This is a genomic window from Corynebacterium confusum, assembly GCF_030408715.1.
In the GTDB taxonomy this organism is placed as follows: Bacteria; Actinomycetota; Actinomycetes; order Mycobacteriales; family Mycobacteriaceae; genus Corynebacterium; species Corynebacterium confusum.
The window spans coordinates 2,434,443-2,454,850 of sequence record NZ_CP047202.1 but is presented as its reverse complement, the minus strand read 5'-3'; the positions used below and the strand labels follow the sequence as shown (position 1 = coordinate 2,454,850).

Here is a 20,408-nt window from a genome sequence, read left to right as displayed (position 1 = left end):
TGGTGGCCACCCAGGACGTGGACCGCACGCAGGAGCAGCTTGAGCAACTGGGCGCTAGCGGCCGCGAACAAGGCAGCGTCGATGGTTGGACCCTTCTGCAGGTCAGCGGCGCCGACTTCGTCGAGCTGCGCGGCGAGCTGGACGGGGCGCTCGTGGGCGGCCCGGATGCGGAGCTTGCCGACGTGGAGACCGCAGCGGCCGAGGACCGGCAGGTTATTTTCCCCCTCGTGCTGGTGCTGATCTTCGCCGCTCTCGTGGTCATGCTGCGGGCCTTGGTGGCCCCGGCCATCATGATCGCCTCCGTCCTGCTGACCAATATCGCGGCGCTGGGCCTGGGCTGGTGGGTCTCCCACTACGTGCTGGGCGAGCGCTTCTGGTGGCCGGCCCGCCCAGCAAAGAACGCGGGCGGGAAGTCCCCTGCTTCTTCTGCTGCTGACGATGCTGATGGTCGTGCTCGGCCAGTCGGTGGCCGCAGCGACTAAGAAATGACAAGACCGCCGGTCCTTCTCGGGCCGGCGATCTTTGTGCCTTCTTGCCAGTACTGGCTTGTCGGTGCCGCGGGCCTGTTTTTAGCGGCGGGTGGCCGCCTTCATCGCGGAGACGTACTCGTTAAGTTTGGCATCGAGTGCTGCTCGGTCGGTCACGCGGGCCGGCGAGTGCTCGTCGTCCGGATCGGTGCGCTCGACGTACTCGTTGATGATCTGGGTGATGGCGGAGCCCGTGATGGCGCCGGAGGCCCCGGCGGCGATGGCATCCCGGACGTGCTCCGGCTGGGAGATGCCGAAGCCGAGCAGGACCGGCGGGCCGTCGTGGCGCGCGACGTTGTTCACGACCTCTTTGAGCCCCAGCGTCTCGGAGGAGCGTTCGGTACCGGTCACGCCGTCGCGGGAGATGGCGTAGATATAGCCCTTGGACAGGGCCGCTACGCCGGCCAGGGTGGCATCGGTAGCGCGAGCCGGGGCGATGAAGATGGGATCGATGCCGGCCTTCTTTGCGGACTCGGCAAACGGCTCGCCCTCCCGCACCGGAACGTCCGGCAGCAGAATGGAATCCGCGCCAGCGTCGTGGAACTCCGCGTAGAACTTGTCGCGGCCGCGGGTGAAGGCGACGTTGCCGTAGATGAGCATGCCGATGGGCAGCTCGGGGAATTCGGCGCGGACGGTTCGGATGATTTCCAGGGCCTGATCCACGGTGGCGCCGCCGTCGAGGGCGCGGATGTGGGAGGCCTGGATGGTCGGGCCGTCCGCGACCGGATCGGAGAACGGCACGCCCAGCTCGAGCGCGTCGGCGCCGGCGCCTACCACCGCGCGGATGGTGTCCAGGCAGTCCTCGGCGTTCGGGTCGCTGAGCATAATGAAGGGGACGAAGGCCCCCTCGTTGAGCTCTGCGAGGGCGGAAAACATCTTTGCGTAGCGGTTGTCGGTCATGGTTAGTCCTCCTGGTTCAGTTGCAGTTCGGGGTGGGCACTTAAGGTCGCGCGCACGTGATCGATGTCCTTGTCGCCGCGGCCGGACAGGGAGACGAGGATGCTGATGTCCTCGTCCTTGCGCTTGAGTGCGTACGCCAGGGCGTGGGAGGACTCGAGGGCCGGGATGATGCCCTCCTTCTGACTCAGTAGCTGGAAGGCGTGCAGGGCTTCGGCGTCGGTGATTCCGACGTACTTCGCGCGTCCGGTGGCGGACAGGTAGGCGTGCTGCGGGCCGACGCCCGGGTAGTCCAGGCCGGCGGAGATGGAATAGGATTCCTCGACCTGACCGTCCGCGTTGCGCATCAGGTAGCTGCGGGCGCCGTGGAGGATGCCCACGGTGCCGTTGTTGATGGTCGCGCCGTGGTGGCCGGAGTCCAGGCCCTCGCCGCTGGGCTCGGCGCCGACGAGCTCCACGCCTTCCTCATCGATGAAGTCGGCGAACATGCCGATGGCGTTGGAGCCGCCGCCCACGCAGGCCACCACGAGGTCGGGCAGGCCGCCGGTGCGCTCGAGCATCTGGGCCTTCGCCTCGGTGGAGATGACCCGGTGGAATTCGCGCACGATCGTCGGGAACGGGTGCGGGCCCGCCGCGGTGCCCAACAGATAGTGGGACTCGTGGAAGGTGGCGGTCCAATCGCGTAGGGCCTCGTTCACGGCGTCCTTGAGGGTGCCGGAGCCGGTGTCGATCGGGACGACCTTCGCGCCCATGAGCTCCATGCGGTAGACGTTGGGCTGCTGGCGCTGGACGTCCTTGGCGCCCATGTAGACCACGCACTCGAGGTCAAGCAGCGCGCAGGCCAGAGCCGTAGCGGTGCCGTGCTGGCCGGCGCCGGTCTCCGCGATGATGCGGGTCTTGCCCATGCGCTTTGCCAGCAGTGCCTGGCCGATAACCTGGTTGGTCTTGTGGGCGCCACCGTGGACGAGGTCTTCGCGCTTGAGGAAGATCCGGGCCTTGCCGCCGAGCTTGGGCACCTCGGTCAGCGGGGTCGGGCGGCCCAGGTAGTCCTTGAGATAGCCGGCCAGCTCCTTGTGGAACTCCGGGTCGTCCATCGCCTCAACGAAGGCGGCCTCGAGCTGGTCGAGGGCCGGGATTAGGGACTCGGGCACGAACTGCCCGCCGAACTCCCCGAAATAGGCCGGGAGGATCGTCTTCTTGGTTTCACGTGAAACTTCCGCCATGGGAATCTCCTTGTGTCTTGTGTGTTTCTGTGCGGTGGTCTGGGTTTAGTGGTTTGCGGGGGTTGCATCGGTGTTGGCGCGAATTACCCGGAAGGCGCGGGCGATCAGCCCGGTGTCCTTGGCTCCCGGCTGGGGCTCGAGCCCGGAGTTCAGGTCCAGCCCGCGGGTGCCAACCTCGAGCGCGCCCGCCAGGTTGGTGTGGTCGATGCCGCCGGCGAGCAGGCTGCGTTCCTTTGTCGCGTCGGGCACGTCCGACCATCGGAAGGTCTGGCCGGTGCCGCCGTGGCCGGAGTCGAGGACCAGGAGGTCGGCCTCGCGGGAGAGGTCTTCGGCGAGGGCGGCGTGCTCGGGGTCGGTCATGGCGACGGCGCGCCAGACCTCCGCTCCCCCGGCGTGCTCCCGGGCCTTGGCGATGAGCGCCCGCTCGGCGTCCAGGCTGCCCTGGTACGGCGCCTGCACCTGGATGGCGTGGACGCCGGGGAGGGCGAGTTCGGCGAAGTTGTCTTCGCGGCGGCTGACGGCCACGTAGCGGAGGCCCGGCTCGGCGGTGATGATCTTTTCCGCGGTTTCACGTGAAACATTGCGGGGGCTGGCCTCCTCGAAGATGAGGCCGCCGTAGCAGGCGCCGGCGGCGCGGGCCGCCTGGGCGTGCTCCGGGGCGGTGAGGCCGCAGACCTTGTGGGTGCCGTAGACCAGCTCGCGGGCCGCGCGGTCGACGTCCGGCTGCGAGGACAGCTGGGAGCCGACCAGGAAGGCGTTGGCGTGCGCGCCCAAGCGGCGGACCGTGGCATGGTCGCGGATGCCAGACTCGGAGACCACGACCTTGCCCGGGGATACCAGGCTGGCCAGCCGCTCCGTGCGGCTCAGGTCGATGCTCAGGTCGTGGAGGTTCCGGTTGTTGATGCCGATGATGTCGACGCCGAAGTTCTCCGCGCGCTGGACCTCCTCCGGGGTGATCGCCTCGGTGAGCACGTCGAGTCCGAGCTCGTCCGCGAGCGCCTTGAGTTCGGCGAATTCTTCGTCGTTGACGATCGACATCATGAGCAGGATGGCGTCCGCCCCGTAGTAGCGGGCGGCGTAGACCTGGATGGGATCGACGATGAAGTCCTTGCAGAGCACCGGTAGGCGCGTGGACAGGGAGACGGTTTGCAGGTGGTCGTAGTCCCCGCCGAAGTGGTCGGGCTCGCACAGCACCGAGATGCCCGCGGCGTAGCGGGAGTAGATGCGGGCCATGTCCCCGGGGTGGTAGTCCGAGCGGATGAGCCCCAGCGACGGCGAGGAGGACTTGCACTCCATGATGAAGCGGTTGGTGCCCTTGAGGGACCTGTAGAGCGAGCGCTCGGAGCGCGGCAGCGCGGAAAAATCCACGTGGGCGAGGCGCTTGCGGATTTCCGGCAGGTGCGTCCGGCGGTTTGCCACGATGTTTTCCAGCACCGTGGGCAGCGCCCCGGAAGGGTTCGCAGAAGAGGAATTATTGGGCATAGTTGACCTCCTCGTGCTTGGCCAACCATGCGTTGACCTCGCCGGAGGTAATGAGCTGCTGGGCGCGGGCCACGCCGTCGGCGATGGTCTCGTCGTGGCCGTCCAGGTAGAACATGGCGCCCGTGGTGGCCGCGATGGCGTCGAAGTGGGCCTCGCTCCCCTGCCCCGCGAAGACGGCGCGGATGGCGGCTGCGTTGTCCTTGCCCTCGCCGCCAACCAGGTCGGCCAGCTGGTGGCGGCCGATGCCCATGTCCTCCGGCGTGATCTCGTAGTGGGTGATCTCCCCGTCGCGCAGCTCCCAGACCAGCGTGGTGCCGTGGGTGGCGATCTCGTCGGTGCCGGCGCCGTGGACCACCAAGCCGCGGCTGCGGCCGAGCTCCTGAAAGACCTCGGCGATGAGCTGGCCTTGGTCGGGGTTGGCAATGCCCATGATCTGGAGCTCCGGGCGGGCCGGCGAGAGCAGCGGACCCATGGTGTTAAAGAGCGTGGACACGCCCAACGCCTTGCGCACCGGCTGCACGTGCGCGACGGCCGGGTTGTAGGCCGGGGCGAAGAGGAAGGTGAAGCCGGAGGCCTCGAACTGGCGCACGGCGCGCGGGGCGTCGAGGTCGAGCGGGATATTCAGCGCCTCCAGCACGTCCGCGGAGCCCGACTTGGAGGAGACCGAGCGGTTGCCGTGCTTGACCATCTTCACTCCCCCGGCGGCGGCGGCCAGTGACGCCGCGGTGGTGATGTTAATCGTGTTGGCGCCGTCGCCGCCCGTGCCGGCGGTGTCCATGAGGCCCTCGCCCGTGATCGGGAACGGGTAGCCCACCTTGAGGAAGGCCTTGGCCGCGCCGGCCACGTCCGCGAAGGTCTCGCCGCGGGTGCGGATGTGCGTCAGAAGTGCGGCGATCTGGATGTCGTCGTAGTCACCGACCGCCAAGGGGGCGAAGGTCTCCATGGCCTCCTCCACCGTCGGATCGTAGTTGTCGAGGAACTGTTGCAGAATCTTGCGGGATTCGTTGTTTGCCATGTGCTGGACTCCTTGAGGGATAGTTCTAAGTCTTTAGGGGGTGGTTGCTTTGAGTCAGCATCGCCCTAGTTGGGGCTGAGCCGAGCGATGCACCGCTCGAGGATGAGTGGGCCGGTCGGACTCAGGATGGACTCCGGGTGGAACTGCAGGCCCAGGATGGTGCCGTCTGCGTTATCGGCGGCCATGGCGACCGGCCCGATGGCGGTCTCCGTGGTCGCCAGGGCCCGCAGCGGTTCCGGGAGATTTCGGCAGCCCAGGGAGTGGTAGCGCGCGACCGGTACGGCCGCCGGGTCCGGGTCGGTGCCCAGCCCGGCGAAGAGCTCGCTGGCAATACCTTCCTCGGTCAGCTGCATGGGAACCGACTGGCCGTGGACGGGGCCGCAGCGCTCGACGTCGCTGCCGAAGTGCTCGCACAGGGCCTGGAAGCCTAGGCAGATGCCCAGCAACGGGATGCGGCCGGCGGCGCGCTCGACGAATTCCATGAGGTTGCCCGCCTCGCGCGGGTGGCCCGGCCCCGGCGAGAGGCAGAGGACGTCCGGTTGGATCTCCAGGACCGCGTCGACGTCCACGGTGTTGCGGAAGACGTGCACGTCGTAGGCGCGCAACGCGTCGGTCAGGTTGTAGACAAAGGAATCGTGGTTGTCGATGACGGCCACGGTGGGGCGCTTGTCGCTCATCGGATAACCTCCAATTCAGCGTGGTGGGCGGTGGCGATGGCCTTCAGCACGGCGAAGGCCTTGTGGACGGTCTCATCGGCCTCGGCCTGGGGCGAGGAGTCCCGCACCACTCCGGCGCCGGCCTGGACGATGGCGCGCGAGCCGCGGATGAAGGCGGAACGAATGGCAATGCAGTTGTCCATCACCCTGTCGCCGCGGAGGTAGCCCACTGCCCCGCCGTAGGAACCGCGCCGGGTCCCCTCCGCGTTGCGGAGCAACTCCGTGGCCTTGAGCTTCGGCGCGCCCGAGAGCGTGCCCATGTTCATGCACGCGCGGTAGGCATCCAGGGCGTCGAGGTCTTCGTCCAGCTGGCCCGTCACGCGGGAGACCAGGTGCATCACGCGGGAGTAGCGGTCCACCTGCATCAGCGCGGAGACCTTCCGGGTCCCCGGCACACAGACACGCGCCAGGTCGTTGCGGGCCAGGTCGACCAGCATGGTGTGCTCCGCCAGCTCCTTGGAGTCCGTGCGCAGGTCCAGCTCGTTGCGGACGTCTAGCACCTCGTTGAGGCTGCCGTCCGGGTTCAGCCCGCGGGGGCGAGTGCCGGCGATGGGATAGAGCTGCAGCTCGTGGGTCTCCGGGTCGTACTTCAAGTTGGACTCCGGGGAGGCGCCGATGAGCTCGTAGTCGCTGCCGCGCACGTAGAACATATAGGGCGAGGGGTTCGCCGCGCGCAGTTCGCGGTATGCGGCGAAGGCGTCCGGGCAGGGGATGCTAAAGGCCCGGGCCGGCACGACCTGGTAGACATCGCCGGCGTGAACGTGGTCCTTCATCTGCTCGACGATGTCCCGGAACTCCTCGTCGGTTCGGTCCGCTCGCGCCTGGAACGTGGTGTTGGGCGCCCCCACCGTGGAGTTGTCCCGCGGTAGGCTATCCCTAGTGCCATCGACTCGGCGCACCAGCTCGCCCAGCTGCTGCTCGACCTGGCCCTCATCAACACCCAACACGTGCAGGTGAGCTTCGCCCGCCTGGTGGTCGACGTGCAGCAACTCCTGGGCCACTATGAATTCGTAGTCCGGGTAGGTGTTGGCGCCGTTCGCGACGGCGGGCAGCTCTTCGAAGCCGGCGAGGTAGTCGAAGGCGAAGCCGCCCGCAACGAAGGGAAGCATTCCGTCGCCGTAGCCGGCGTCCGCCTGCAGGGCCCGGAGGACGGAGACCGTTGATTCCTCGCGCAGGCGCTCCCGCTCGTCGATGGCCGTGGAACGGCTAAAGCGGAACGTGGTCTGAGCAGCGGGCTCGTCTACTAAACGGTGGGAAAACTGCTCCTTCAGGCGCGAGACGATCTGCTTGCCTGCCGCGGTGAGGGCGGTGGCGGTGACTTCATCCTCCTGGCAGACCACCTTGGCGGCGGCGGTGAGGACGGCCAGGGAATTGAGGCTGTCCTTGGATTGGATGTCTGCTGATTCCAGCAGCAGGCTGTCGTGGGGCGTGCTGAGCTCTTGAAACACGGCCGCCGTGTCGCCGTGAAAAGCCAGCGTCTGGCTGGCGGTTACTAGCGTCATTGAAGACCTCTCTTGCGGGTCGAAGGTGTGGGAGCGGTGGGTATTTAGCTTTACCGCGAGCAAGAGAGGTGCAGAAACACCACTAGGCCCGCGCTAAGCGGACCTAGGACATGACTAGAAGCTGGTGGTCCGCTACGTTAAGCGAGCCACCACCACTGGGCGTTAAGTGTGTTCTGCTTCATGAAACCTATATTAATGTAGAAACTCCGGATGGTGGGAGCGAATCGGGAGATTTATTCATTACGGGCAGGGTCCCGGGACTCCGCCGGCCGTAGCCGCCACAGATGCACGGTCACGCAACTGGCGATGATGATGAACACTACCCAAACGATGGGCTTGCTGATTAAAGCGGCGGAGACGAGGATGCCGATCCACATGATGCTGAGCGTGCGGATCTTGTGGCGGATACTCATCTGGCCCGACTCGTAGTTGCGGAGGTAGGCGCCGAAGACCCGGTGGTTGTAGAGGTAGGCGTGGAAGCGCTCGGAACTGCGGGCGAAGCAGAACGCGCTCAACAAGAGGAAGGGCGTCGTTGGCAGAAGGGGCAGCACCACCCCGATCGCTGCCAGGGCCACGCTTACCCAACCGAGCCCAATGAGTAACGCCTTCCGCATAGGTGCCACCCTAGCGGATGTCCTCCCCGCCCACCATTTGCCAAACGTGGGATCAGAATCGCAACACAGCGGTACCCGACGTTACCAAGGGATAACGTCACAGTGACTATAAGGACGCGAGTGAGTGTCCATCCCCGATTCGCTTCGGAAGGTGTGATCGGGGCCGCATTTTTCTAGATAAGTGTAGAGTGGCGATCAGAAGGGAACCTCAATTAGTAGTTTAGGAGTGGGACATGGCAGTTAATGTGGAAGAGCTTCTCAGTCGCGTACCGAAGGGTCTGTTGATCTGTGGGGAGTGGCGCGACTCTAGCGACGGTTCCACCTATGAGGTGGAAAACCCCGCCACTAAGGAAGTTATCGCCACAATGGCCTCCGGCTCCTCGGCAGACGCCCTGGCGGCTTTAAACTCCGCGTGCTCCGTCCAAGACCAGTGGGCAGCAACGTCCCCGCGGGAGCGCGCCGACATTTTGCGCCGCGCCTTCGAACTCGTTCACGAGCGCGCGGAAGACTTCGCCACCTTGATGACTCTGGAGATGGGCAAGCCTTTGGCCGAGTCCCGCGGCGAGGTTACCTACGGCGCGGAGTACCTGCGCTGGTTTAGCGAGGAAGCCGTGCGCGATTACGGCCACTCCTCTCCCGTCCCGGAGGGCACGCTGCGCATGATTACCCGCCGCAAGCCGGTGGGGCCCTGCCTGCTAATTACCCCGTGGAATTTCCCGCTGGCCATGGCGACCCGTAAGGTCGCGCCCGCCGTGGCCGCCGGCTGCACGATGGTGCTCAAGCCGGCCAAGCTCACCCCGCTGACCGCGCAGTACTTCGCCAAGACCATGGAGGACGCCGGACTGCCCGCGGGTGTGCTCAACGTGGTTTCCGGGCAGTCCGCTTCCGCGATTTCCAACCCCCTGCTTGCCGATGCCCGCCTGCGGAAGGTTTCCTTCACCGGCTCAACCGCAGTCGGCCGCTCGCTGCTCAAGTCGGCCTCCAACAACGTGCTGCGCACCTCGATGGAGCTCGGCGGCAACGCCCCCTTCATCGTCTTTGAGGACGCCGATATCGACCAGGCCGTCGAGGGCGCCATGGGCGCCAAGATGCGGAACATGGGCGAAGCCTGCACCGCCGCCAACCGCTTCTTCGTCCACGAATCCGTCGCCGAGGAATTCACCCGCAAGCTGGCCAAGCGGATGGGCCAGCTGAAGATCGGCAACGGCTTGGACGAAAAGACGACCTGCGGTCCGGTGATTGAGGAAAAGGCTCTCGAGAACCTGGAAAAGCTCGTCGAGGACGCCGTTTCCAAGGGCGCGACCGTGGAAACGGATCAGCGCGCCGTGAAGAAGCCGGGCTACTTCTTCCGCCCCACCGTCCTGAGCAACGTCTCCAGTCGTGCCCGCGTGATGCGCGAGGAAATCTTCGGGCCGATTGTCCCCATCATGACCTTCCGCTCGGAGGCCGAGGTCATCGAGCTGGCCAACGGCACCGAGTATGGTCTAGCCTCCTACGTCTACTCTGAGGATCCCGACCGTCTCTGGCGCCTTGCCGACGGCCTGGAATTCGGTCTGATGGGTTTTAACTCCGGCGTCATCTCCAACGCCGCCGCTCCCTTCGGCGGTGTGAAGCAGTCCGGCCTGGGCCGCGAAGGCGGCGCGGAGGGCATCGAGGAGTACACCGAGGTTCAGTACCTGGGCATCCGCGACCCCTACGCAAGCCAGGCCTAGCCAGGACCCTGCCTAGCTCCTTGGGAAAAGCAAAAACCGGGGTGGATGGTCGATATCCACCCCGGTTAAGTCTGCTGTGGGTCGGTCCCTAGGCTCGCGGATCGATGCTCGCTTTGACCCGACTTAGGGCGGCGACCATCAGAGTACCGATGGACAGCGCAGTCAGAACTCCCAAAATTCCTGGGTAGCCGAAGTCGTTGACCTCGATGGTGAACCAGACGCTGCAGGCTACTGCCGCTACCATCCACAAGATGATCATGGCGATTAGGGAGCGGAGCAAGAACACGGCCGGTGATCGCCCGCCCCGGGTCAGGCAGAACCAGGTGCAGATGGCAAGAAAGACTGTGAAACTGAGCCCGCAGACCGTAAAGCAGACGGAATAAGGTATGCCGGCCCGCGGATTACCGGTAACCTCGGTGAGCCAAGGGGCGACGGTGGAAACTGTCGCGGCTGTGCCTAAGCAAGTACACAAAAGAGCCAGGGCCGCTGTTATCGGCAAAACAACTCTTTTGACGACGCTCAAAGTCGACCTCCAAAATTACTGGTTGGGATTCGTATTTTGCGGGTGTTTAGGGGGTGATAGGCGTCAATGAGGGAATTATAGTTAAACACTGTGCGAGGCGCAGTGGGGCTAATGGAGTCCTCCTCGCGATTTGCGAAATGCAATGTTCCACGTGAAACATTCGCGTTCGGGGGAGAAATGTCCTTGCCGGGTTCACCGGGTGCGCATAGGATTGCGTTAACCGGCCAGGAGAATATCGCGCCCTACAGTCAGTGGCAGAACCTGACCTTTGATCCCCCGATGGTGATGTTCTCTGCGAACCACTACCCCGACGGGCGTCGCAAGGACACGGTCATTAATGCTGAGCGCACCGGATGGTTTGTCTGGAACATGGCCACCTATCCCCTCCGCGAAGAGATCAACAAGTCCGCGATGGCGCTCGAGGCGAACGAGAGCGAGTGGGACCACCTCGATGTCACCAAGGTCTACGCGGACAACTACCCCATCCCATGGTCAAGGAATCCCCGGTCCACTTCGAGTGCCGCTACCTGTCCACGCAACGGCTCATGGGGAACTCTAACCAGGGCAACATCGACGTCGTATTCGCGCGGGTCGAGAAGATTCACATCGATGACGATTACCTGACTGAGGATGGGCTGCTCGATATCCTCAAGGCCGAGCCGATCGCCCGAATGGGCTACTTCGACTACACGGTAGTCCGCGAGAAGTTCGAGATGCGCGTCCCGGGCGCCTCGGCGGAAGCCCGGCAGGGCCTGGAAGGTGCCGCCAACTAACCCCATAGTTTCACGTGAAACCATGGGTGTGTGACCTGTGCAATACTGGAGCCCAAGTTCTTGACCCTCCGACCCTCTCCCAGGAGTTCTCATGACCACAGTGCACAACTACACAGACCTCCTGCCCCACGTCGACTCGGGCACGGGGCGTGAAATCATCAACCCGGCGACCGAAGAGGTCGTCGGCGTCGCGCCCGTCGGAACCGTGGACGACGTCGACGTCGCGGTGAATAAGGCCCGCGCGGTGCAGAAAGACTTCGACCGGCTAGGGGATGCCGCCCGCTGCGACCTTTTGCTCAAGGCCGCTGACGCCATCGAGCAGCACGCGGAGGTGCTCGCGGAGCTACTCTCCCGCGAGCAAGGCAAGCCGCTCAGCGGGCCGAACGCACGCTTTGAGGTCGGTGCCTGTTCCGCGTGGCTGCGCGCCACGGCGTCGTTCGAATCCCCGGATTACACCGCGGTGGATGACGACATCACGGCCACCGTGCACTACCGCCCCCTGGGCGTGGTGGGAGCTATCGGCCCGTGGAACTGGCCCATGATGATCACCATCTGGCAGGTCGCTCCGGCCCTGCGGATGGGCAACGCGGTTGTTGTGAAGCCTTCCGAATACACGCCGCTGTCTGTGCTGGCGTTGATGAAGATTATCAACGATGTGCTGCCCGACGGCGTCCTCCAGGTGGTCACCGGCGACGGGGAGGTCGGCGCGGCGATGTCCACCCACGCGGGGATCGACAAGATCATGTTCACCGGATCGACCGCCACGGGGCGCAAGATCGTTGAATCCTCTGCGGCCAACCTGACGCGCCTGACGCTGGAGCTGGGCGGTAACGATGCCGGCATCGTCCTGGATGATGCGGACATCGACGCTATTGCCGGGGATCTCTTCTGGGGCGCGTTCATCAATACCGGCCAGACCTGCGCGGCGATGAAGCGTCTCTACGTGCCGGCGGCGCAATACGACGACGTGGTCGCGGCGCTGATTGAGGTAGTGAAGAACTCCCCCATGGGCGTTGGTCTCGAGGAGGACAACGTCCTCGGTCCGCTGCAGAACAAGCAGCAATTCGAGATCGTCGATCGCTTGGTCAAAGAGGCAAAGAAGGGCGGCGCCACGGTACTGCTCGGCGGCGAGCCGGACTACGGCGCGCCGGGTTACTTCTACCCCGCCACGTTGGTCGGGGACATCGACCCGGATAGCCCGCTCGTGGTGGAAGAACAGTTTGGCCCCGTGCTGCCAATCATCGCTTACGAGGACGAGGAGTGGGCCATCGAGCAGGCGAACAAGCTGGATGTCGGGCTGGGGTCGTCAGTCTGGTCCAGCGACCGCGAGCGTGCGCGCCGCGTGGCTGCCCGGCTGGAGGCCGGAACCACGTGGATCAACGGCCACGGCGGGGTGGATCCCCGTGTGCCCTTCGGCGGCATTAAGTCCTCCGGCTACGGGGTGGAATTCGGCGCGGAGGGGCTGAAGGGCCTGGCCTACCCGCACATCATCAACGGCTAAAGGCCAAAGCCGGCCGGGGAGATAATTCACCGCAGCGCAACGTGGAGAGAACCTGGTATTAACCTCCGGGGACTTGGATGGTCAGACATGGTGTCGCGGCTCTGAGTCCAGAGCCCGCACTGCAAGTCCCTATCCTCTTTATCTTCTAAGCACAGGAGTTTGCGCATGAATCTCTTCGGTTTCTTCCACCGCTACCGTCCCTCCCGCCGCCCGCGCGCCGCGGCCGCTATCGCGGGCGTGGCGACTGTCGGTCTGGCGCTGACTGCCTGCTCCGAACCGGCTGAAAGCGGCAACGGCGGAGGCGACTCCGCGGCCGAGGGTGACCAGGTGACCCTGACGGTCTACACCTCCGAGCCGGAAGACAAGGTCGATGAAATTAACGCGGCATTCGAGGAGGCAAACCCGGACATCTCCGTAGAGGTCTACCGCGCGGGTACGGGCGACCTGAATGCCCGTATCGAATCCGAAAAGTCCTCCGGCGAAATCGAGGCCGACGTCCTGTGGGCGGCAGATTCTGCTACCTTCGACCAGTACGTCGCGAGCGACGACCTGAGCCAGCTCCAGGCCGTGGACACCTCAAGTCTCATCGACGAGGCCGTCTCGGACGACGGCTACTACGTCGGCACCCGCATCATCCCGACGGTGATCGCCTACAACACCGACGTCATCGACGAGGCTGACGCCCCGCAGTCGTGGGCCGATTTGGTCGACCCGGAGTATCGCGACAAGATCGTTCTGCCGAACCCGGCTGTCTCCGGCGCAGCGGCCTTCAACGCCTCGGTCTGGAAGAACGACGAGCAGCTCGGCGAAGACTGGATCAACCAGCTGGGCGAAAACTCCCCGATGGTGGCGGAGTCTAACGGCCCCACCTCCCAGGAGATCGCCTCCGGCTCGCGCCCGGTGGGCATTGTCGTGGACTACCTGGTCCGCGACCTGGCCGCCCAAGGCTCGCCCATCGCCACTGCCTACCCGAGCGAGGGCGCACCCTACATCACGGAGCCGGCCGGCGTCTTCGCCGATAGTGAGCAGCAGGAGGCCGCCGAGAAGTACATTAACTTCCTGCTGTCCGAGGAAGGCCAGAAGCTGGCGGTGGAGCAGTCCTACCTGCCGGTCCGTGAGGACGTCGGCGTGCCGGAGGACACCCCGGCCCTGGATGAGATTGAGCTTATGACTCCGGATCTGGACACCGTGACCGAAGACAAGGATGCGGCGGTTAAGGTCTTCCAGGACGCGATGAACTAGAGCCTTGGCAAGCACACTTACGCGAAACACTCAGCTAAGCGCTAAGTCTAGGCAGGCTTCCGGCGCGGCCGCCAGTGCCACGTCCCTGTTGTCCGGGGTCTCCCTCGCCCGTTTCGGCACCTGGCTCGTGGTCGCCGGTCTTTTCGTCATCCCGCTGTCTCTGGTCGTGGCCCTAGCCTTGGGTGGCAACCAGTGGCCCTTGTTGCTGGACAGCGGGCTGGGACAGGCGGCGTGGAATTCGTTTTTCACCACCTTGCTCTCCGCGGTGGGTGCGGTCGTCGTGGGTACCGCCATGGCGCTGGTGCTGGACCGCACCGACGCGGCGGGCACGCGGTGGCTGCGGTTGCTGTTGCTCTCCCCGCTGCTGGTCCCGCCGTTTATCGGGGCGATTGCCTGGATGCAGCTGTTCGGGCCCGCACAGGGCCTCAACCGCCTCTTCGGCACTGAGGTCTGGAATGTCTACGGCGCGGACGGCGTGACGGTCCTGATGCTGGTCCACTCCTACCCGATGGTCTACATCATCGTCGCGGCGGCGCTGCGGGGGCTTCCAGCGGACCTGGAGCAGGCGGCCCGGGTCTCCGGGGCGGGCCCGTTTACGGTCTTCTGGACCGTCACGCTCCCGTTGCTGCGGCCCGCGTTGCTGTCGGCGTTTACGCTGACCGCGGTCTCCAACCTGGCCGACTTCGGTATCCCGGCCATTTTGGGCTCGCCGCAGGGCTTCGAGACGCTGGCGACGATGATGTACCGCTTCATGGACTCGGGCACTGTCTCGAATCCCCTCCAGGTGGTCTCCACGCTGGGCGTGGTGCTGCTCCTGCTGGGCATCAGCGCGGTGATCGCCGAGCACGTTGTGTCCCTGCGGGCGGCGACGACGCTGCAGGCCACGGGCGAACCTGCGCACTTCGGGCTGGGGGCTCTGCGCCCGGTGGTCACTGTGATCGCGTGGTTGATGGCGCTGGTGATTGCCGTGGGCCCGCTGGCGGGGCTGGCGTATCGAGCCCTGCTGCCCGCGCCGGGCGTGCCGTTTACGACGGAGAATATCTCCCTGGACAATTTCACCAACGCGGTGTCTAACCCGCGGGTTATTGACGGCTTCCAAAACTCGCTCTTCCTCGCGCTGAGTGCCGCCGTTTTGTGCGGGATCATCGGCTGGGCAGTCGGCCTGGTGGTGACCCGTACCCGCCTGTGGGGAAATACCGCTTTGACGCTCGTGGTGCTCCTGCCGACGGCACTGCCCGGCATGATCGTGGGCATCGCCTGGCTGATCTTCGGCCGGTACACCGGCATCTACAACACGATCTGGGTCATCCTGGGCGCGTACGTCTGTGCCTTCACCGCCCTGGTCCTGCAAGCAGTGCGGGCTCCCCTGCGGACCACTCCCCTGGCCGTGGAGGAAGCCGCGCGGATGTCCGGCGCCGGGCAGGTGCTGGCGTTGCTGTCTACGACGGGTGCTATGGCGATCCCCGCCGCCATCTCCGGGGCGGTGCTCGTGGCGGTGACCGCGGTCCGCGAGCTAACCGTGTCGATTCTGCTCATCGCGCCGGGCACCACCACCCTGGGCGTCCAGGTCTTCAACCTGCAGCAAGCCGGGGCTTATAACGAGGCGGCGGCGCTGTCGCTGTTGTTTAGCGTGGTGGGCATCGTCGCCCTCGCGCTGTCCGCCCGGTCTCCCGCGAAAGGAAAATAAGAAACAGTGTCATTTCTGGAATTACAAGACGTGACCGTCGATTTCCCCGACGGCACTCGGGGCCTGGACTCGGTGAGCCTAACGGTCGAGGAAGGCGAATTCGTCGCGCTTGTCGGCCCGTCCGGGTCGGGCAAGACCACGCTGCTGCGCACGATTGCCGGGTTCGTGCACCCCACTGCGGGCGTGCTCCGCGTGGCAGGCGAGGATCTGGCGGGACTGCCCCCGGAGAAGCGCCGCATGGGTATGGTCTTCCAGCAGCACGCGGTCTGGCCGCACATGAGTGTCGCGGACAACGTGGGCTACCCGCTGAAGATGGCCGGCGTCCCTGCGGCCCAGCGCCGCGAGCGTATCCACGAGGCGCTGGCGATGGTCGGGCTGGAGGGCATGACCAAGCGCAAGCCCTCTACCCTCTCCGGCGGGCAGCAGCAGCGAGTGGCGCTGGCCCGCGCGGTGGTGGCGAACCCGAGCGTGCTACTTCTTGACGAGGCGCTGTCGGCCCTCGATGAGCCGCTGCGCGATAAGCTACGCCGCGATCTAACGGCCCTGGTGCGCACCCAGGGGCTCACGGCGGTCCACGTCACCCACGACCGCGCTGAGGCCCTGGCGGTCGCCGATCGCATTGTGGTCCTGGCCGACGGACGCATCCAGCAGGTAGCCACGGCCCCGGAACTGCTCTCCTCCCCTGCCAGCCCCGCGGTGGCGCGGTTTATCTCCGACGCCACGGTGCTGGATGGGCACCTGCGCGGGCACCGGGTGGATTGCCAGGCGCTCGGCACCGGCTGGGAGGAATTCGCCTGGGCGGCGCAGCCAGCTCCGGCAGCGGGACACGATGCCCCGCGCGAGGGCACGGCGGTAGAAATCGTCATCCTGCCCCGCACCGTGGAGGTCACCGCGCCGGGCCAGCCGGGGGCGGTCGATGCCACGCTGACCTCCGTGCTCTTCGAGACCACGGCCTACTCGGTCACGGCTCAGGCAGGCTCCGGGCACACCTTCCGCGCTAGCGTGGGCCTTGAGCACCACCCCAAGGTCGGCGACGCCATCGGGCTAAAGATCAGCCGGCCGATGGTCTACCCGGCAACCTGACGACCCGCTCATAGGTGCTTTCGGACAAAAGGGTTTCGAGCACTTTCAACGCCCCGGCGCGCTGCTCATCGTTGAGGTCGTTGAGGTTGAGCCCGTTGCGTTCCACGAAGGTCACCGGGAAGTTGGACCAGGCGGTCGAGCGGGATGGTCAGGGTGGCGGCAGCCAGGAGGGCGGCCACTTTCGTGCGGAGTCTGTGTGATGTCATGAACTCGAGACTAAGCCGCCCGGGTGCCAAGGCCGTGGGGGTTCCGGGGCAGTAAACCGAAAGTTTCCTGTGGGGTTGCTGTACGTCTCGGCCCTTCCGAAACCCTGTGAACTGCCTATTCGCCGTCCGAGGGGTCGAAGCCTCCGTCCACGCGCCAGGTGCGGGTGGTGTGCAGGGAGACGCTCGCCTCGGGGTCCTCGACGTCTGAGACGCGGTAGTAGCGCATCTCCACGTCGTCGGCGCGCAGCTGCGCGACCGCGTAGCCGTGGGCGTCGTAGTCGAGGTGGTTGACGTTGGGGTTCGCGTCCTTGATGGCGCTTTCCACTAGCAGCGAGGTCGAGTTGTCCTCCGCGTGGTAGATGCCGGTGTACTCGGTCAGGATTTCGTCGACGTTCGGCGCAGAGATAGACGTGGTCACCATCTCGCAGGCGACCTCCTTGTCGCCGGTGTAGATGGAGTTGGCCCACTCGGAGTGGATATCGCCGGTGACGAAGAAGTTGTGGCGGCCGCGCTTCCCCAAAAGCTCGAGCAGCTTGTCGCGGTCGTGGGTGTATCCGTCCCACTGGTCGGAGTTAAGCGCGATACCGGAGCGGGAGGCCTTCATCGCCTGGATTGCTTCTTCGGCCTCGCGGTTGCCCGGCATGGTCAGCAGGCGCATGGGCGACATCATGACCGAGTTGCCCAGCACCATCCAGCGCGCCGGGGAGGTCTCCACGACGTCGGTCAGCCAGGCGAATTGCTCGCTGCCGAGCATCGTGCGGTCCGGGCTGGCGAAGTTGGCGGCGGTGGTCTCCGCGTCGCGGTAGCTGCGCAGATCCATCAGCGTCAGCTCCATGAGATCGCCGAACTGGAAGCTGCGGTAGAGGTGGCCTTCCTTCGAGGTGCCGGCCTTGCGCAGCGGCATCCACTCGAAGTAGGCCTGCAGGGCCTGGTCGCGGCGGCTGGCCCACTGGCCCTCGGCGAAGCCGTCGGTGTGGTTTTCCGCACCCTCGCGCCAGGCGTTGTTTGCGGACTCATGGTCATCCCAGGTTACGACCCACGGGGCGGAGGCGTGAGCGGCCTGCAGGTGGGCATCGGTGCGGTACCGCCCGTAGCGCATGCGGTAGTCCTCGAGGGTCGTGATCTCCCACGTCGGGTGGTGCGGGCGGACGATGCCGGACTTGCCCACGTACTCGCCCGTGCCGTACTCGTAGATGTAATCGCCGAGGAAGACGACGAGGTCGAGCTCGCCGGACCAGCCGCGCTCGGCCATGTCGCGGTAGGCGCAGAAGAAGCCGGACTCGTAGTTCGCACACGATGCCACAGCGAAGGTCAGCTGGTCCGGGCTGTCCCCGTGGGCGGGTGCGGTCTTGGTGCGGCCCACCAGGGACTCGGCCCCGGCGTGCGGGCCGTCGGCAACGCGGAAGCGGTAGTAATACTCGGTGGCCGGGCTCAGGTCGTGCGGCTCGGCGTGGATGGTGTGATCGCTATCCGGGCTGGTGGTCTCCGTGCCGCGGGCGACGATGTCGCCGAACTCCGGGCTGGTGGACACCTCCCAGTCGACGCGGGTGGGCTCGCCCAATCCGGAGCCGGGCAGCGAGTCACGATCCGGGGTAATGCGGGTCCATAACACCACGGAGCTCGGCAGCGGGCCGCCGCTGGCCACCCCGTGCAAGAACGGCAGGCTGGCACCGGAATCCTGGGTATAAAGATCTAACGGGGAGGTCGGCTGGTCTTGGGCAAAAGCGGGGGCCGCGGCGATGCCGGCTGCGGTGAGCGAGGCGGCGGTCAGTGCCGTGCGGCGAGAGAAACGGGTTGTCTTCATGGCTGACAAACTAGCCCAGTCCCGGGCCGCTCGCTGGGAGAATAAGAGCTGGTAGTTGAGTCTTAAGTAGAAGTTATTCCCTGAGTAATCTGACTTTAACATGGCATTTACCTGTATTTGTTTCCATGTGCCTAACGTTTTGCTCAAGCCGGGTGGTTTACGCAGGCGACCGAAGATTCTTCCTCGTGACCGCCCGGCTCTAAAGCTGTAAAACAACTCGCCCACAACTCTGCTTTTGGGTCTGCCGCACGGATCACTTGGTACTGCACTCCCGACACCAATGAATAACTGCAGTGTCATCCGGTCTCGCGGTAGGGCCGTCTGACCAGGAAGAAGCCCATGATTAAAGCTCGCCTCAACCGCTCATTCGTGGCGCTTGGTTGCGCCTTGTCTGTCACTCTTGCCTCCGGCGCCGTCGTCCCGACCACCGCCCAGGCGCAGGAATCCCCGATTTACCGCCAGGTCCTGCAGCCGGGCGCGGATGAAACCTCCGTCATCGTCTCCTGGCGCACCAACCACCGAGGCGAGGAAAAGCTCAAGGTCTACCCGACCGGGCAGGAAGACCAGGCGAAGGAATTCGACGCCAAGGAAAAGAACGCCGGCCGCATCCTCTACCTGTCCAACTATGCGACGGCCACCGGCCTGGCGGAAGACACCGAGTACACCTACGTGGTGGGCTCCGACGAGGGCGGCTGGTCCGCCCCGCACACGTTCAACACCGGTTCCCACGGCGAGGACTGGTCCTTTGTCACGATTAGCGACGCGCAGATCGGCGTGGACGCGAAGATCGAGGAACAAACCGAGCAGTGGAACAAGACCATCAACAAGGCGATCGGTGACGTACCGGACTCGCAGCTCATCTGGTCCCTGGGCGACCAGATTGAGGGCTGGGGCGCTCCCCTAGCCCAGTACGACGGCTTCTTCAGCCCAGATGTCATCCGGCAGGTTCCGCTCAGTGCTATCCCGGGCAACCACGAGGGCTACCCCTCCGCGATTGCTTTCGGTGACTACGACGAGCACTTCATCAACCCCAACCAGGCCCCGGACCTGCGCAACTCCTGGTTTGAGCGCAACAACGTGCTCTTCATCAATCTGGACTCCAACGCAAGCCAAGAGGACGACATTGAGCGCCACAAGCGCTTCCTCAAGGACACCATCGACAACCGAGGCGCCTTCAACGACTGGGTAATCGTAGGCATGCACCACTCCCTGTACTCGCAGGCCACCCACTACACCGACACCGACGTGGGACGCCTGCGCGACGGCCTGGCGGATACCTTCTCTGAGCTCGGCGTCGACGTGGTGCTGTCGGGCCACGACCACATCTACACCCGCACCCACCTGATGAACGGCAATCAGCCGGTCTCTGAAGGCCTGGGCAAGCGCAATGACAAGCTTTCCCCGAACGACAACGAGGTCCTCTACCTGACCACCACCAGCGCCGGCGGCGGCAAGTTCTACGATTTCCAGGACGTCAATGGCGAAAAGCAGCCGAACGCCCGCATGGAACACGTCCCGCAGGAACTGGTGCACGACTCCACCGCCTACTGGCGCCAAGACTACACCCCGGATTATCTGCGGGTGGACGTGACCGGCGAGGAACTCCGCCTGACCACCTACGACGAGCCCACCGGTGCGCTCGTCGACCGTGTCACCCTAGAGAACCGCGACCGCGCCCTGGTCGATCCGCGCGAGGAACAGCCAGAACCGACCGAAGAGCCGTCGGCCGAGCCTTCTGAAAAGCCGACCACCGAGCCGGGCGAACCGGAAGAGTCCACTGAGCCGAGCAAGCCGTCTGAGCCGGCGAAGCCGAGCAAGGAACCGAACAAGGAAGGCAGCAGCGGCAGCAGCAATGGCCAGCTCCGGTAGCTCGAGCAGCAGCAACGGTAGCTCCGCTAGCT

Annotated in this window: 18 protein-coding genes; 8 read left to right on the top strand and 10 right to left on the bottom strand. The window is 65.2% G+C overall.

Annotation, left to right across the window (positions count from 1 at the left end):
- The first annotated feature begins 2 nt into the window (after positions 1-2).
- A complete protein-coding gene (locus tag CCONF_RS11330; RefSeq protein ID WP_290223831.1) occupies positions 3-482 on the top strand; it encodes an MMPL family transporter in 480 nt (159 codons plus the stop codon).
- An 87-nt stretch (positions 483-569) separates the two neighbouring features.
- Here the strand turns inward: CCONF_RS11330 and trpA are convergent, their stop codons facing one another.
- From trpA to CCONF_RS11295, 7 genes are all read right to left on the bottom strand, one after another.
- Positions 570-1,427: a tryptophan synthase subunit alpha gene (trpA, locus tag CCONF_RS11325; protein WP_290223829.1), complete on the bottom strand. Its 858-nt coding sequence runs from the start codon at positions 1,425-1,427 to the stop codon at positions 570-572.
- A 2-nt stretch (positions 1,428-1,429) separates the two neighbouring features.
- Positions 1,430-2,647 (bottom strand): tryptophan synthase subunit beta, encoded by a 1,218-nt coding sequence (gene trpB / locus CCONF_RS11320; protein WP_290223825.1) that lies wholly within the window; start codon positions 2,645-2,647, stop codon positions 1,430-1,432.
- A gap of 45 nt (positions 2,648-2,692) precedes the next feature.
- Positions 2,693-4,129 carry a bifunctional indole-3-glycerol-phosphate synthase TrpC/phosphoribosylanthranilate isomerase TrpF gene (trpCF, locus tag CCONF_RS11315; protein ID WP_290223823.1) on the bottom strand — a complete coding sequence of 479 codons (1,437 nt, stop codon included), beginning with the start codon at positions 4,127-4,129 and terminating at the stop codon, positions 2,693-2,695.
- On the bottom strand, positions 4,119-5,144 hold the full coding sequence (trpD, locus tag CCONF_RS11310; protein WP_290223821.1) for an anthranilate phosphoribosyltransferase: 1,026 nt from the start codon (positions 5,142-5,144) through the stop codon (positions 4,119-4,121). Before trpD ends, trpCF begins: the two co-directional genes overlap by 11 nt.
- A 65-nt stretch (positions 5,145-5,209) precedes the next feature.
- Positions 5,210-5,821, bottom strand: a complete 612-nt coding sequence (locus tag CCONF_RS11305) for a glutamine amidotransferase-related protein (protein WP_290223818.1) — start codon at positions 5,819-5,821, stop codon at positions 5,210-5,212.
- Positions 5,818-7,362: an anthranilate synthase component 1 gene (locus CCONF_RS11300; RefSeq protein WP_290223817.1), complete on the bottom strand. Its 1,545-nt coding sequence runs from the start codon at positions 7,360-7,362 to the stop codon at positions 5,818-5,820. Before CCONF_RS11300 ends, CCONF_RS11305 begins: the two co-directional genes overlap by 4 nt.
- 233 nt (positions 7,363-7,595) lie before the next feature.
- Entirely contained in the window at positions 7,596-7,976 is a 381-nt protein-coding gene (locus CCONF_RS11295) for a YbaN family protein (protein WP_290223815.1), read from the bottom strand.
- A 233-nt stretch (positions 7,977-8,209) separates the two neighbouring features.
- On the opposite strand from CCONF_RS11295, the gene CCONF_RS11290 reads away from it, so the two are divergent.
- Entirely contained in the window at positions 8,210-9,688 is a 1,479-nt protein-coding gene (locus tag CCONF_RS11290) for an NAD-dependent succinate-semialdehyde dehydrogenase (protein ID WP_290223812.1), read from the top strand.
- A gap of 88 nt (positions 9,689-9,776) precedes the next feature.
- Here CCONF_RS11290 and CCONF_RS11285 read toward each other — a convergent pair whose 3' ends face one another.
- Positions 9,777-9,932, bottom strand: a complete 156-nt coding sequence (locus CCONF_RS11285; protein WP_290223810.1) for a hypothetical protein — start codon at positions 9,930-9,932, stop codon at positions 9,777-9,779.
- Between the two features lie 767 nt (positions 9,933-10,699).
- Between CCONF_RS11285 and CCONF_RS11280 the strand changes: the two genes are divergently transcribed.
- From CCONF_RS11280 to CCONF_RS11260, 5 genes are all read left to right on the top strand, one after another.
- The gene (locus CCONF_RS11280; RefSeq protein WP_290223808.1) at positions 10,700-10,984 is read left to right on the top strand and encodes a hypothetical protein; all 285 of its coding nucleotides are present in this window, start codon (positions 10,700-10,702) and stop codon (positions 10,982-10,984) included.
- Between the two features lie 91 nt (positions 10,985-11,075).
- The gene (locus CCONF_RS11275; RefSeq protein WP_290223806.1) at positions 11,076-12,485 is read left to right on the top strand and encodes an aldehyde dehydrogenase family protein; all 1,410 of its coding nucleotides are present in this window, start codon (positions 11,076-11,078) and stop codon (positions 12,483-12,485) included.
- A gap of 165 nt (positions 12,486-12,650) precedes the next feature.
- Positions 12,651-13,727: an ABC transporter substrate-binding protein gene (locus tag CCONF_RS11270; RefSeq protein WP_290223805.1), complete on the top strand. Its 1,077-nt coding sequence runs from the start codon at positions 12,651-12,653 to the stop codon at positions 13,725-13,727.
- Positions 13,728-13,812: 85 nt separating this feature from the next.
- The gene (locus CCONF_RS11265) at positions 13,813-15,414 is read left to right on the top strand and encodes an ABC transporter permease (protein ID WP_290226404.1); all 1,602 of its coding nucleotides are present in this window, start codon (positions 13,813-13,815) and stop codon (positions 15,412-15,414) included.
- Positions 15,415-15,420: 6 nt separating this feature from the next.
- The gene (locus CCONF_RS11260; RefSeq protein ID WP_070768768.1) at positions 15,421-16,497 is read left to right on the top strand and encodes an ABC transporter ATP-binding protein; all 1,077 of its coding nucleotides are present in this window, start codon (positions 15,421-15,423) and stop codon (positions 16,495-16,497) included.
- On the opposite strand, the gene CCONF_RS11535 is transcribed toward CCONF_RS11260, so the two are convergent.
- Together CCONF_RS11535 and CCONF_RS11250 are read right to left on the bottom strand one after the other, a co-directional pair.
- Complete coding sequence (locus CCONF_RS11535; RefSeq protein WP_353959524.1) at positions 16,466-16,603, bottom strand: hypothetical protein; 138 nt, start codon at positions 16,601-16,603, stop codon at positions 16,466-16,468. The genes CCONF_RS11260 and CCONF_RS11535 overlap by 32 nt on opposite strands.
- A 215-nt stretch (positions 16,604-16,818) precedes the next feature.
- Positions 16,819-18,507, bottom strand: a complete 1,689-nt coding sequence (locus CCONF_RS11250) for an alkaline phosphatase D family protein (protein WP_290223802.1) — start codon at positions 18,505-18,507, stop codon at positions 16,819-16,821.
- 339 nt (positions 18,508-18,846) lie between these two features.
- Here CCONF_RS11250 and CCONF_RS11245 point away from each other — a divergent pair, with 339 nt between their 5' ends.
- Positions 18,847-20,376, top strand: coding sequence for a purple acid phosphatase family protein (locus tag CCONF_RS11245; RefSeq protein WP_290223800.1), 1,530 nt, complete (start codon positions 18,847-18,849; stop codon positions 20,374-20,376).
- Positions 20,377-20,408: the final 32 nt, after the last annotated feature.

Bases quoted from the DNA above. Each gene is read 5' to 3' on its own strand.
- trpA (WP_290223829.1), bottom strand. From the start codon at position 1,427: ATGACCGACAACCGCTACGCAAAGATGTTTTCCGCCCTCGCAGAGCTC.
- trpB (WP_290223825.1), bottom strand. From the start codon at position 2,647: ATGGCGGAAGTTTCACGTGAAACCAAGAAGACGATCCTCCCGGCCTAT.
- trpCF (WP_290223823.1), bottom strand. From the start codon at position 4,129: ATGCCCAATAATTCCTCTTCTGCGAACCCTTCCGGGGCGCTGCCCACG.
- trpD (WP_290223821.1), bottom strand. From the start codon at position 5,144: ATGGCAAACAACGAATCCCGCAAGATTCTGCAACAGTTCCTCGACAAC.
- CCONF_RS11305 (WP_290223818.1), bottom strand. From the start codon at position 5,821: ATGAGCGACAAGCGCCCCACCGTGGCCGTCATCGACAACCACGATTCC.
- CCONF_RS11300 (WP_290223817.1), bottom strand. From the start codon at position 7,362: ATGACGCTAGTAACCGCCAGCCAGACGCTGGCTTTTCACGGCGACACG.
- CCONF_RS11295 (WP_290223815.1), bottom strand. From the start codon at position 7,976: ATGCGGAAGGCGTTACTCATTGGGCTCGGTTGGGTAAGCGTGGCCCTG.
- CCONF_RS11290 (WP_290223812.1), top strand. From the start codon at position 8,210: ATGGCAGTTAATGTGGAAGAGCTTCTCAGTCGCGTACCGAAGGGTCTG.
- CCONF_RS11285 (WP_290223810.1), bottom strand. From the start codon at position 9,932: ATGGTAGCGGCAGTAGCCTGCAGCGTCTGGTTCACCATCGAGGTCAAC.
- CCONF_RS11280 (WP_290223808.1), top strand. From the start codon at position 10,700: ATGGTCAAGGAATCCCCGGTCCACTTCGAGTGCCGCTACCTGTCCACG.
- CCONF_RS11275 (WP_290223806.1), top strand. From the start codon at position 11,076: ATGACCACAGTGCACAACTACACAGACCTCCTGCCCCACGTCGACTCG.
- CCONF_RS11270 (WP_290223805.1), top strand. From the start codon at position 12,651: ATGAATCTCTTCGGTTTCTTCCACCGCTACCGTCCCTCCCGCCGCCCG.
- CCONF_RS11250 (WP_290223802.1), bottom strand. From the start codon at position 18,507: ATGAAGACAACCCGTTTCTCTCGCCGCACGGCACTGACCGCCGCCTCG.
- CCONF_RS11245 (WP_290223800.1), top strand. From the start codon at position 18,847: ATGATTAAAGCTCGCCTCAACCGCTCATTCGTGGCGCTTGGTTGCGCC.